Genomic DNA, 13,224 nt, shown 5'->3' with positions numbered 1-13,224 from the left:
CATGGTCGAGGCCCGCGGAGGGCGCCCTCCGCGGGCCTCGCCCTCAGATCAGAAGCATTCCTTGGCGTCCTTGCCCACGTTGACCTTCAGCTTCAGGCCGTTGAGGGTGAAGACGCCGGCGCTGGTGGAGCGCGCCACCTGCTCCAGCTTCGTGATGGTCACCACGTCGGCGCTCTGCCCGAACCCGCCCGGCTGACCCTGCTTCGGGTTGAGGTCGTTGGCGTCGCGGCCGATCTGGATGTTCTCGAACGTGGCGTCGCCCTCGAGCGACTCCATGTCGATCAGCAGGTTGGTGGCGGTGGCCGGCTTACCGCCACCGCCGGCGTTGATGGTCAGCACGATCGGGATGCCCGGCAGGCTGGCGTTGACCGACTGGCAGAGGTCGTAGAGCTTGGCGTCGGCGATCTCGGAGACGGCCACCGGGTGCTTGGTGCCGCCCTTCTCCTCGACCATGCCGCCGTACTGCTTGAAGCCGTTGCCGACCAGCTTCGAGGCGCCGACCTTGAAGGTCTGGCCCGACACCGCGAACGAGGCCGCGACGGCGCCGTTGGCCATGCCCAGCACGATGCCGCCGGCCACGACCGTCGCCGGCACCATCATCGCGGCGAAGCGCCGCCAGCGGGTGCCGCCACTCGGCTGACGGTTCTCCGATTCACTCACAAGGTCCTCCTCGACGGGGGTGCGTCTCCGGACGCGGGACGCGACGCGGGACGGGAAAGCTGCGGGGCGGCGCGGATGCCGTCGTGCCGAACGGCCGCGCGGTCGCGGATTGGATGCTCTCGCGAAGCGACAGACCTCACAAGCCCCAAGCTACTGACGGGTAACACACTCGTGATATCAAGATCGTCGCTGGTTACCAACCGTTAACGTGCGCCCGACAACGAGGCCGGGGCAAACCAGCCTGATTACGACAGGATGGCGAACCGGTTTCACCTGTGGTAACCGCCACTGCCAAACATCACAGTTCGGTAACGCCGAGCTGGCAAGGCGCTGTGGGTGAGGCTCCCCTCACCCGTCCGGTCGGGCCGCGCCACCGACCGGAGCCGCCTCAGCCCCGCCCGTCCAACCACGAGGCCAGCAGGTGGCGGTCGATCGAGTCGATCCGGCCGAGGGGACGCCCCGCGGCGACCCGCGCCCGCAGCTCCGCGCGGGTGAACCAGCGCGCCTCCACCAGCTCCTCGCCGTCGACCCGGACCCGCGTCGACGCCGCCGTCGCCCGGAACCCGACCATCAACCCGGCCGGGAACGGCCACGCCTGCGAACCCTGGTAGGTCACCGCACACACGGACACGCCGGCCTCCTCGGCCAGCTCCCGCCGGACCGCGTCCTCCAGGCTCTCGCCGACCTCCACGAAACCGGCCAGCAACGACCAGGAATCCTCCGCCGCCCCGCGATGCCGGCCCAGCAGGCAACGCGCCGGCTCACCGGGCGCCTCGACCACCACGATGACCGCCGGCTCGATCCGCGGGAAGAACAACCGCGCGCAGCCCGCCCCGGTGCAGGAACGGACGTGCCCGCCGGACCCGGCCACCGTCGCCGCGCCGCAGGCGCCGCAGAACCGCTGGCCCCGATGCCAGTGCAGCAACCCCTTCGCGTACGCCTGGATCGCCGCCTCGGCCGGCGTCAGCGCGCCCACCAGGGCCCGGACGTCCACCGCCTCGACCGCGCCGGCCAGCTCGTGGGCCTCGCTCCCCGCCCGGCCGGACAGGTCGGCGGCGAACACCGCCCGGCCCGCGTCCAGCCCCAGGAAGACCGTCTCGTCGGCGGCGGCGAGCAACCCGGCCGCGCCCGCCACGGCCGGCCGCACCGGCACCCGCTCGGCGTCCACCAGGCACCGGTCCCGCCACCACGGCAACACCACGCTGGCCGGATCGGTCAGCCGCTCGGCCAGCCAGTTCGCGTCGCCGCGCAGCTCCGCCGCCCGGTCCAGCCAGCCACCGCCGTACGCCAACCCCCGCTCGTCCGCCCGCACCCGCCCACCGTGTCACGATCGGAGCGTCGACGGGGCCCCGAAACGGGTGATCGGTGCGACACCGCCACCCGCCCGACACGACCGCCCGGCCGGAGACTCCCGACCGGCCCGAGCGTTGGTTACCGTAGGTGTCTCCCGCGGGGGAAGCGGTCCCCGCACGTGTACTTCCGATCGAGGTTGCAGTGACGATGTACGGCGAGAAGTTGCCGGCCGCCGACGACCGCCCCACCATCAAGGTGGCCGCGGTGAGCTGGCCCGGGGTCGAACTGGAGCCGGTCGCCACACCGCCCACCGGCGACCCGGGGAAGCCACCGCGCTCCCGGCGTGCCCGGCTGCTGCTGGCCGGCGGGATCGCCGCCGTCGTGCTCGCCGGTGGCGTCGGCGTCGGTGCCTACGCGTACGCCGGTGACGTGCCCCGCGGCACCACGGTGCTCGGCACCGAGCTGGGCGGCCGGAGCCGGGCAGAGGCGGCCCGCGCGCTGCGCACCGAGCTGGAACGCCGCGCCGACGCGCTGAACGCCCCGATCACCGTGACAGTGGGCGAGAAGAAGGTCGAGCTGAAGCCGGCCGACGTCGGGCTCACCGTCGACGTGGACGCCACGGTGGCCGCAGCCGCCGACGCCGACGCGCACGCGGTGAGCCGACTCGTCGGCTCCCGCGCGGTCGAGCCGGTGGTCACTGTCGACGCCGACCGGCTGGCGGACGCCCTGCGCAAGGCGGTCGGCGACCAGAGCCGCGAGATGACCATGCCGACCATCATCTGGACCGGCACCACCCCGAAGCCGGTCTACCCGAAGCCGGCGCTGACCGTCGACACCGCCGCCGCGACGACGGCGGTCACCTCGGCGTGGCTGGCCGCCCGCCCGGTCACCGTGCCGCTGGTGGAGAAGTGGCCGGCGACCACCCGGGAGGAGGTCGACCGGCTCGTCACCGAGCTGGCCCGGCCGGCCGTCGCCGCGCCCGTCACGCTCACCACCGACGGCGGCTCGGTCACCATCCCGCCCGCCGCCCTCGCCCGGTCGCTGCGCTTCCCGACCGACGACTCCGGCAGGATCACTCCCCGGATCGACGTCAAGCGGCTCCGCGCCGCGCTCGGCGGCAAGCTGGCGACGCTGGAGGTGGAACCGCGCGACGCCGGGCTGACCATCAGTGGCGGCAAGCCGAAGGTGGTGCCGAGCCGGGCCGGCCGCCAGGTCGACGCCGCCGCGCTCGGGCCCGCGTTGCTCGCGGTGCTGCCGAAGCCGACCGGCCGCGCGGTGACCGCCGAGCTCAAGCCGGCCGCGCCGGAGCTGACCGAGGCCAAGCTGGCCGAGCTGGGCATCAAGGAACGGGTCTCCACCTTCACCACCCGGTTCACCGGCGGCCTCTCCTCCCCGCGCAGCCAGAACATCGTCCAGGCGGCCAAGGACGTGGACGGCACGATCGTCAAGCCGGGGGAGACGTTCTCGCTCAACGCGCACACCGGCGAACGCGGCTACGACCAGGGCTACCAGGACGCGCCGACGATCGTGAACGGCAAGCTGGTGCCGGGCGTGGGCGGCGGTGTCTCGCAGTTCACCACCACGCTGTTCAACGCGAGCTACTACGCCGGGCTGGAGGACGTCGAGCACAAGCCGCACTCGTTCTACTTCAGCCGCTACCCGGCCGTCATCGAGTCGACCATCTACTGGCCGCAGCTCGACTTCAAGTTCCGCAACAACACGCCGCACGGCGTGCTCATCGACACCTCGTACACGGGCAGCTCGATCACCGTGTCGATCTGGAGCACGAAGATCTACGACAGCGTGAAGACCGAGTACGGCCCGCGCCGCAACGTCACCCAGCCGAAGACGGTCTACCTGAAGCCGGGCCCGGACTGCATCTCCGCCGCCGGTGGCGTGGGGTTCGCCCAGGACGCGTTCCGGGTGATCAAGAAGGACGGCAAGGTCATCAAGCGGGAGAAGTTCAGCTGGCGTTACGACGCCGAGCCGCGCTTCATCTGCGCCCCCGATCCGGGGGCCTGACCCCGCACAGCAAGAAGGCCCCGCACTGCGGGGCCTTCTTGCGTGCGTGACGCGCTCAGGGCCGCGCCGCGGCCAAGCCCTCCCGTACGCCGTCCACGTCCCGGTCGGTGCCGTAGACCGGGGTGTCCGGCTGCTGCCGCCAGCTCTCGTCGAGCGTGCCCGCGTCGACCGGGTCGAAGCCCAGCTCGTCCACGATGCCCATGACGACCCGCTTGGCGTCCGCGTCGTCGCCGGCGACCGGCAGCCCGATCCGGCCCGGTGCCCCCGCCGGCTTGCCCTCGTCCATCAGGTGCGCCGCCTGGATGTTGTTGAAGGCCTTCACCACCCGGGCGCCCTTGAGGTGGTCGGCGGTCCACCGGCTGGAGCTGAGACTGCGGTCCAGCAGCTCGGCCACGTCACCGTCGCGCTGGGGGTAGTAGTTGTTCGCGTCCACGACGAGCTTGCCGTCGAAGAGCGACGCCGGCAGTTGCGGCACCGCCTTCAGCGGGATCGCGATGACCACGAGTTCCGCGCCCTGGACCGCCTCCTCCAGGCTCACGGCCCGCGCGCCGGTCTCGGCAGCAAGGTCGGTCAGGCTCTGCGGGCCGCGGGAGTTAATTACCGCGACGTCGTGGCCGAGTGAACTCAGTCGACGGGTGAGGGTGCCCCCGATGTGCCCCGACCCGATGATTCCGATCTCCATGACCACTCCTGTACCCCGACCGGTCCGTACCGATCCCGAACCCGCCGTACGTCACGTCACGTTCTTACGAGTCCGCCAGGTCGGCGGGGGACGCGCGGGGCGGTCCCGGCTCGACGGTACGAGACGCGGCGGGTCCGTCGTGGTGATTCCCGTCGGTTGGGTGAAACGCAGTCAGGGCCACCCCGAAGGGTGACCCTGACTGAAAGATTGTCCGGCGGTGTCCTACTCTCCCACACCCTCCCGAGTGCAGTACCATCGGCGCTGGAGGGCTTAGCTTCCGGGTTCGGAATGTAACCGGGCGTTTCCCCTCCGCCATGACCGCCGTAACTCTATGAACATATCAACCAACAACCCACACACAAGGGGTCTGGTGTTTGTTCAGAGTTGCACAGTGGACGCGTAGCAGCTTAGTAGTCAAGTCCTCGGCCTATTAGTACCGGTCAACTGAACCCGTTACCGGGCTTACATTTCCGGCCTATCAACCCAGTCGTCTAGCTGGGGGCCTTACCCACTCAAAGAGTGGTGGGATACCTCATCTTGAAGCGAGCTTCCCGCTTAGATGCTTTCAGCGGTTATCCCTTCCGAACGTAGCTAACCAGCCGTGCCCCTGGCGGGACAACTGGCACACCAGAGGTTCGTCCGTCCCGGTCCTCTCGTACTAGGGACAGCCCTTCTCAAGTATCCTACGCGCACGGCGGATAGGGACCGAACTGTCTCACGACGTTCTAAACCCAGCTCGCGTACCGCTTTAATGGGCGAACAGCCCAACCCTTGGGACCTGCTACAGCCCCAGGATGCGACGAGCCGACATCGAGGTGCCAAACCATCCCGTCGATATGGACTCTTGGGGAAGATCAGCCTGTTATCCCCGGGGTACCTTTTATCCGTTGAGCGACACCGCTTCCACATGCCAGTGCCGGATCACTAGTCCCGACTTTCGTCCCTGCTCGACCTGTCAGTCTCACAGTCAAGCTCCCTTGTGCACTTGCACTCAACACCTGATTGCCAACCAGGCTGAGGGAACCTTTGGGCGCCTCCGTTACCCTTTAGGAGGCAACCGCCCCAGTTAAACTACCCACCAGACACTGTCCCTGAACCGGATAACGGTCCGAAGTTAGATACCCAAATCAACCAGAGTGGTATTTCAAGATTGCCTCCACCCATACTGGCGTATGGACTTCACCGGCTCCCACCTATCCTACACAAGCTAATTCAAATACCAATGTCAAGCTATAGTAAAGGTCCCGGGGTCTTTCCGTCCTGCCGCGCGTAACGAGCATCTTTACTCGTAATGCAATTTCGCCGGGCCTGTGGTTGAGACAGTGGGGAAGTCGTTACGCCATTCGTGCAGGTCGGAACTTACCCGACAAGGAATTTCGCTACCTTAGGATGGTTATAGTTACCACCGCCGTTTACTGGCGCTTAAGTTCTCCGCTTCGCCCCGAAGAGCTAACAGGTCCCCTTAACGTTCCAGCACCGGGCAGGCGTCAGTCCATATACATCGAATTACTTCTTCGCATGGACCTGTGTTTTTAGTAAACAGTCGCTTCCCCCTGCTCTCTGCGGCCATACAACGCTCCACCCGCGCGGGGCTTCACGTCTCCGGCCCCCCTTCTCCCTAAGTTACGGGGGCAATTTGCCGAGTTCCTTAACCACAGTTCGCCCGATCGCCTCGGTATTCTCTACCTGACCACCTGTGTCGGTTTGGGGTACGGGCCGCTAAGAACTCGCTAGAGGCTTTTCTCGGCAGCATAGGATCACTGACTTCACCTGAATCGGCTCGGCATCACGTCTCAGCCTACATGCGCCACGGATTTGCCTATGGCACGGCCTACACGCTTACCCCGGCACAACCACCGGCCGGGCTCAGCTACCTTCCTGCGTCACCCCATCGCTTGACTACTACCCGCCAGGTTCCCACGCTCACCACCATCAGTCCGAAGACCTCCAGCAGCTCGGATGGTTAGCACAACGAGGTTCGTCAGGGTCGCTCTTTCGCGGGTACGGGAATATCAACCCGTTGTCCATCGACTACGCCTCTCGGCCTCGCCTTAGGTCCCGACTCACCCAGGGCGGATTAGCCTGGCCCTGGAACCCTTGGTCATCCGGCGGAAGGGTTTCTCACCCTTCTTTCGCTACTCATGCCTGCATTCTCACTCGTGCCGCGTCCACGACTGGGTCACCCCGTCGCTTCACCCCCGGCACGACGCTCCCCTACCCATCCACACACCTGCACCCGATATCAAGACCGGGCGAAGTAAAAATGTGAATGCCACAGCTTCGGCGGTGTGCTTGAGCCCCGCTACATTGTCGGCGCGGAACCACTTGACCAGTGAGCTATTACGCACTCTTTAAAGGGTGGCTGCTTCTAAGCCAACCTCCTGGTTGTCTATGCGACCCCACATCCTTTTCCACTTAGCACACGCTTAGGGGCCTTAGCTGGTGATCTGGGCTGTTTCCCTCTCGACTACGAAGCTTATCCCCCGCAGTCTCACTGCCGCGCTCTCACTTACCGGCATTCGGAGTTTGGCTGATTTCGGTAAGCTTGTGGGCCCCCTAGACCATCCAGTGCTCTACCTCCGGCAAGAAACACGCGACGCTGCACCTAAATGCATTTCGGGGAGAACCAGCTATCACGGAGTTTGATTGGCCTTTCACCCCTAACCACAGGTCATCCCCCAACTTTTCAACGTTGGTGGGTTCGGCCCTCCACGCGGTCTTACCCGCGCTTCAGCCTGCCCATGGCTAGATCACTCCGCTTCGGGTCTAGAGCATGCGACTGAATACGCCCTATTCAGACTCGCTTTCGCTACGGCTCCCCCACACGGGTTAACCTCGCCACATGCCACTAACTCGCAGGCTCATTCTTCAAAAGGCACGCCGTCACCCCGTAAGGCTCCGACGGATTGTAGGCGAACGGTTTCAGGTACTATTTCACTCCCCTCCCGGGGTACTTTTCACCATTCCCTCACGGTACTTGTCCGCTATCGGTCACCAGGAAGTATTTAGGCTTACCAGGTGGTCCTGGCAGATTCACGGCAGATTTCAGGAGTCCGCCGCTACTCGGGAACACCCACAGAAGACCAGCAGCTTTCACCTACCGGACTATCACCGTCTACGGTCAGCCATTCCAGACTGTTCGACTAACCACTGGCTTTGTAACTTCTCCAACAGATGTCAGTCTGTTGAGCAGGGTCCCACAACCCCGACCACGCAACCCCTGACAGGTATCACACGCAACCGGTTTAGCCTCAATCCGCTTTCGCTCGCCACTACTCACGGAATCACTATTTGTTTTCTCTTCCTGCGGGTACTGAGATGTTTCACTTCCCCGCGTTCCCCCCACACACCCTATGTGTTCAGGTGCGGGTGACATCACATGACTGATGCCGGGTTTCCCCATTCGGACACCCTGGGATCACAGCTTGGTTGACAGCTCCCCCAGGCCTATCGCGGCCTCCCACGTCCTTCATCGGCTCCTGGTGCCAAGGCATCCACCGTTCGCCCTTGACAACTTGACCACAAAGATGCTCGCGTCCACTGTGCAATTCTCAACAAACAACCAACCCACAACCCTCAAGCCCCACACCAAACCCGACAACCGCCGGCGGTATGCGAGACCAGGCCATGCCTGGCAACCTTCACGGACTCCCGCCCGCACAAGGCTCCGAAAAAACAACCCACAGGTTGTTCCTTCAGGACCCAACAGGGTGCTCTACGCCATCCCCCAGCCGCACCAGGGACTCCGTTCCCACCACTCCCGAAGAAGCAGCTGTACTAGAAGAACCCCGGCCGTTGCCGAAGAAAAACTCACCAGTGTCTCCGCCATCTGAGCACCCCGACCCGACATTCGCGGGCCGCGGGCTCCATACCAGCTTTCGCCGGATGGTGCTCCTTAGAAAGGAGGTGATCCAGCCGCACCTTCCGGTACGGCTACCTTGTTACGACTTCGTCCCAATCGCCAGCCCCACCTTCGACGGCTCCCTCCACAAGGGTTGGGCCACCGGCTTCGGGTGTTGCCGACTTTCGTGACGTGACGGGCGGTGTGTACAAGGCCCGGGAACGTATTCACCGCAGCGTTGCTGATCTGCGATTACTAGCGACTCCGACTTCACGGGGTCGAGTTGCAGACCCCGATCCGAACTGAGACCGGCTTTTTGGGATTCGCTCCACCTCACGGTATCGCAGCCCATTGTACCGGCCATTGTAGCATGCGTGAAGCCCTGGACATAAGGGGCATGATGACTTGACGTCATCCCCACCTTCCTCCGAGTTGACCCCGGCAGTCTTCGATGAGTCCCCGCCATAACGCGCTGGCAACATCGAACGAGGGTTGCGCTCGTTGCGGGACTTAACCCAACATCTCACGACACGAGCTGACGACAGCCATGCACCACCTGTGACCGCCCCCGAAGGACCCCCCATCTCTGGAGGTTTTGCGGCCATGTCAAACCCAGGTAAGGTTCTTCGCGTTGCATCGAATTAATCCGCATGCTCCGCCGCTTGTGCGGGCCCCCGTCAATTCCTTTGAGTTTTAGCCTTGCGGCCGTACTCCCCAGGCGGGGCGCTTAATGCGTTAGCTGCGGCACAGGGAACCGGAGAGGCCCCCCACACCTAGCGCCCAACGTTTACAGCGTGGACTACCAGGGTATCTAATCCTGTTCGCTCCCCACGCTTTCGCTCCTCAGCGTCAGTATCGGCCCAGAGACCCGCCTTCGCCACCGGTGTTCCTCCTGATATCTGCGCATTTCACCGCTACACCAGGAATTCCAGTCTCCCCTACCGAACTCTAGCCTGCCCGTATCGACCGCAGGCCTGGGGTTGAGCCCCAGGTTTTCACGGTCGACGCGACAAGCCGCCTACGAGCTCTTTACGCCCAATAAATCCGGACAACGCTCGCGCCCTACGTCTTACCGCGGCTGCTGGCACGTAGTTGGCCGGCGCTTCTTCTGCAGGTACCGTCACTTACGCTTCGTCCCTGCTGAAAGAGGTTTACAACCCGAAGGCCGTCATCCCTCACGCGGCGTCGCTGCATCAGGCTTTCGCCCATTGTGCAATATTCCCCACTGCTGCCTCCCGTAGGAGTCTGGGCCGTGTCTCAGTCCCAGTGTGGCCGGTCGCCCTCTCAGGCCGGCTACCCGTCGTCGCCTTGGTAGGCCATCACCCCACCAACAAGCTGATAGGCCGCGAGCCCATCCCAGGCCGAAAAACTTTCCACCACACACCATGCGATGCGAGGTCATATTCGGTATTAGCCCCCGTTTCCGAGGGTTATCCCAAAGCCTAGGGCAGGTTGCTCACGTGTTACTCACCCGTTCGCCGCTCGAGTACCCCGAAGGGCCTTTCCGCTCGACTTGCATGTGTTAAGCACGCCGCCAGCGTTCGTCCTGAGCCAGGATCAAACTCTCCAACAAAAACTTTGTCGGACACAATGTCCTGGCAACAAAAGTGTTGCCAAAGGAATCCCGACCAGACAGACCAAAGCCTGACCAGTCCGGGGTATAAAACAATTGGCACTGGCTTATCAAGCACCCTGTTGAGTTCTCAAAGAACAACCACACACCACACCGGAAACCCCCACCAGGAGGCCCCCGACCCGGGGCATTTCGTTCACATCCCCGCCGCTCTCGCGCCGGGCACTTTTACTACGTTACCTCACCGTCTCCGCCGTGTCAAACCGTGTGTCCCGGTCTGTCGTGCTTCGTACGGGTTGGCACCGCTGAACCCGCGCAGCAGCGGACCGCTGCGCTTGATCATCGGATTTGGCAGGCCGGCCGCTGCGGTTTCCCGCAAGCTCGCCCGGTTCCCTACCGGTCGACAACCTTACCCGGTCGGTTCCGCTCCGCCAAATCCGCCCTGCGGCGTTTCGGGGAGCCCCACCCGGACCGCATCCTCGCGAGGCTGTTGAGACCCCGTCCGGACCCGGTGCCTGCTCGGATCGGCGCTCCGGGCTTTCATCCCGTTTGCCCCGTTCCGCGCTGGCAGAGAGAAAGTTACGCGTCTGCGGGTTTGATCGTCAAATCCGGGGGTAGCGTCCCGCGTCACATCATCATCGCCACACTATCTCCGCAGCTCACACGCTCGGGACCCGTCCGGTGGGGACGAGCCGGGACGAGCCGGCCCGGTCGTCACCGGCGGCGCGTCGCCAGCCAGCCGCGTACGCCGAGGACGCCGGCCGTCGTTCCGATCGCCAGGGACGCGGCGATGAGCAGGGCGTGCACCCAGAGGAAGCCGGTCGGACCGCCCTCCCCGACGGCACCGGCCGACCAGGCCCGCGGGTCGTTCCAGATCGCGACCGCGAACCTCGGCCAGATCACCCAGGTCCACACCCCGACCCCGACCAGGAACAACGACCAGCCACGCGACAGAACCATGGTCGGCCAGTATGCCAGCGGCACCACCACCGAGGTCGACACGGCGCGGCACCGGCCCTGCCGTTCGCCGACACGCCGTCCCTCGGACAGGCACCGCCGTCCCGGGCCGACACCGCCGCCCCTCGGACAGGCACCGGCGTCACCGCGCCCCGGCCGCTGGCGCGCCCGGGCCGGCACCGGCGGGTGACGCCGGCCTACGCCCGCGCGGGTGTCCTCCAACCGCGGCCGGTCCGGCCCACCGGACCGCCCATCGGACAGCACCAGCGGAACGCCCGAGTTTCGCCGATCGCCGCCCGGGCACTGTGCACGGTGTCGAGACGACACTGCGGAGGTGCCGGCATGAAGCAGTTCAATCCGTGGGCCTGGCGCGATCCGTCCGCGCTCGCCGGGGGCTACACCCAGACCGGCCCGGACGACGTGCCGCGGCAGCGCTCCGAGGGGGCGGACGACCGCCTCGACGCGCCCGGTCCGGGCACCCCGATCGACCTCACCGGCTACCGGGTGGAGGCGACCGACGGGCGCATCGGCACGATCGACGAGGCGAACGAGGAGGCCGACGCCCGCTACCTGGTGGTGGACACCGGCCCGTGGATCTTCGGCAAGCGGGTGCTGCTGCCGGCCGGCACCGTGGCCCGGGTCGACCACCTGGACCGGGTCGTGCACGTGGACCGGACCCGGGAGCAGGTGAAGGAGTCGCCCGCGTTCGACCCGGACGACTTTGCGCACGCCGACTACCGGGAGCGGGTCGGCACCTACTACTCCGAGAGCTACCGGCAGGGCTGAGGCGGGCCGGGCGGCGGAGGGGCAGCCGGATCCCCCGCCGGGCCGCTACGGTGTGAGACATGGACCGGCCGTGCACCCGTGCCCCGGGGACCGCTGCCGGTCTCCCGGGTCGTGCTGACGACGGCCGGGAGCAGATTCTCGACGTACTTCGTGCCGGTGGGCTGCGGTTCCGCGCCGGCGGGCGATGGCGGCGCTCGTTCTGACGAGCCCGCTCCACCGATCCGGGTCGGTCCCCGGGTCGTTCCCGCGCGTCCGCGCGTCCCGCCAGCGAACGGCACGAAAGGCACACCGTCATGTCCTCAGCACGCATGCTCACCGGCGACCGCCCGACCGGGCGGCTGCACCTCGGCCACTACGTGGGCAGCATCGCCAACCGGGTGCGGCTGCACCAGCGCCACGAGAGTTTCTTCATCATCGCCGACCTGCACATGCTCACCACGCGCAACAGCCGCGCCGACATCGAGCAGGTCGCGCACAACGCCCGCGAGATGGTCACCGACATCCTCGCCGCCGGTGTCGAGCCGGAGCGGGCCACGTTCTACCTCCAGTCGGCGATCCCCGAGGTGGGTGACCTGAACACGCTGTTCCAGAACCTGGTCACGGTGCCCCGGCTGGAGCGGGTGCCGTCGCTCAAGGAGATGAGCCGGGACGCCGGCAAGGACGAGATGCCGTACGGGCTGCTCGGCTATCCCGTCCTCCAGGCCGCCGACATCCTCTGCGTGAAGGGGCAGGTGGTGCCGGTCGGGAAGGACAACGCGGCGCACGTGGAGGTGACCCGGGAGATCGCCCGCCGCTTCAACCACCTCTACGGCGACGTCTTCCCGGTGCCCGAGCTGATCATGTCGGAGACGTCGACGCTGGTCGGCACGGACGGCGCCGGGAAGATGAGCAAGAGCCGGGGGAACGCGATCGCGCTCTCCGACGACGCGGCGACCGTGCGCCGCAAGGTGATGGGGATGTACACCGACCCGAACCGGATCCGCGCCGACGTGCCGGGGACGGTCGAGGGGAATCCGGTCTTCGCGTACCACGACGTGTTCAACCCGGATCAGGCGCAGGTCGAGGCGTTGAAGGCACGGTACCGGGCCGGGCGGGTCGGCGACGTCGAGGTCAAGGAGGCGCTGGCCACCGCGCTCAACCGGTTCCTCGACCCGGTGCGGGAGCGCCGGGCCCGGTTCGAGGCACAGCCCGGCCTGGTCGACGAGCTGATCGCCGCCGGCACCGAGCGGACCCGGGACGAGGTGCGGCGCACACTCGTCGAGGTCCGCCGGGCGATGGGCCTGACCAGCGTGTACACCCAGGTGCGGCGGAGGGCCGAGCGCTACCGCAAGGCCGCCGCCCGACCGGCCTGACGACCGGGGTACGCCGACGGCCGGTCCGGGTAGGCGATTGCGCCGACCCCGGGCCGGC

General features: G+C 66.2%; 7 protein-coding genes and 3 rRNA genes. 3 read left to right on the top strand and 7 right to left on the bottom strand.

All coding sequences use genetic code 11. The features are described from left to right. Nucleotides 1-48 precede the first annotated feature (48 nt). Together VKK44_RS29870 and nudC are read right to left on the bottom strand one after the other, a co-directional pair. Nucleotides 49-600, bottom strand: coding sequence for a DUF6230 family protein (locus VKK44_RS29870; protein ID WP_343447946.1), 552 nt, complete (start codon nucleotides 598-600; stop codon nucleotides 49-51). A 448-nt stretch (nucleotides 601-1,048) separates the two neighbouring features. After that, nucleotides 1,049-1,972, bottom strand: coding sequence for an NAD(+) diphosphatase (nudC, locus tag VKK44_RS29865; RefSeq protein ID WP_343444511.1), 924 nt, complete (start codon nucleotides 1,970-1,972; stop codon nucleotides 1,049-1,051). A gap of 188 nt (nucleotides 1,973-2,160) precedes the next feature. On the opposite strand from nudC, the gene VKK44_RS29860 reads away from it, so the two are divergent. Next, nucleotides 2,161-3,975 carry a VanW family protein gene (locus VKK44_RS29860; protein WP_343447944.1) on the top strand — a complete coding sequence of 605 codons (1,815 nt, stop codon included), beginning with the start codon at nucleotides 2,161-2,163 and terminating at the stop codon, nucleotides 3,973-3,975. 55 nt (nucleotides 3,976-4,030) lie between these two features. Here the strand turns inward: VKK44_RS29860 and VKK44_RS29855 are convergent, their stop codons facing one another. The 5 genes from VKK44_RS29855 to VKK44_RS29835 form a co-directional block, all read right to left on the bottom strand. Continuing rightward, on the bottom strand, nucleotides 4,031-4,657 hold the full coding sequence (locus VKK44_RS29855) for an NADPH-dependent F420 reductase (protein ID WP_343444510.1): 627 nt from the start codon (nucleotides 4,655-4,657) through the stop codon (nucleotides 4,031-4,033). Nucleotides 4,658-4,866: 209 nt separating this feature from the next. After that, nucleotides 4,867-4,983 (bottom strand): 5S ribosomal RNA (gene rrf, locus VKK44_RS29850). Between the two features lie 84 nt (nucleotides 4,984-5,067). Beyond that, nucleotides 5,068-8,178, bottom strand: a 23S ribosomal RNA gene (locus VKK44_RS29845). 378 nt (nucleotides 8,179-8,556) lie between these two features. Then, nucleotides 8,557-10,071: ribosomal RNA gene (locus VKK44_RS29840) — 16S ribosomal RNA — on the bottom strand. The 16S, 23S and 5S rRNA genes sit together here, the layout of an rRNA operon. A 714-nt stretch (nucleotides 10,072-10,785) precedes the next feature. After that, a complete protein-coding gene (locus VKK44_RS29835) occupies nucleotides 10,786-11,031 on the bottom strand; it encodes an SCO4848 family membrane protein (protein ID WP_343444509.1) in 246 nt (81 codons plus the stop codon). A 339-nt stretch (nucleotides 11,032-11,370) separates the two neighbouring features. Here VKK44_RS29835 and VKK44_RS29830 point away from each other — a divergent pair, with 339 nt between their 5' ends. Together VKK44_RS29830 and trpS are read left to right on the top strand one after the other, a co-directional pair. Continuing rightward, complete coding sequence (locus tag VKK44_RS29830) at nucleotides 11,371-11,814, top strand: PRC-barrel domain-containing protein (protein WP_343444508.1); 444 nt, start codon at nucleotides 11,371-11,373, stop codon at nucleotides 11,812-11,814. Between the two features lie 293 nt (nucleotides 11,815-12,107). Continuing rightward, nucleotides 12,108-13,166 carry a tryptophan--tRNA ligase gene (gene trpS / locus VKK44_RS29825; RefSeq protein WP_343444507.1) on the top strand — a complete coding sequence of 353 codons (1,059 nt, stop codon included), beginning with the start codon at nucleotides 12,108-12,110 and terminating at the stop codon, nucleotides 13,164-13,166. Nucleotides 13,167-13,224: the final 58 nt, after the last annotated feature.

Origin of the sequence: Micromonospora sp. DSM 45708, assembly GCF_039566955.1 — a bacterium.
Classification (GTDB): Bacteria; Actinomycetota; Actinomycetes; order Mycobacteriales; family Micromonosporaceae; genus Micromonospora.
This window is presented reverse-complemented; position numbering and strand designations above follow the sequence as displayed.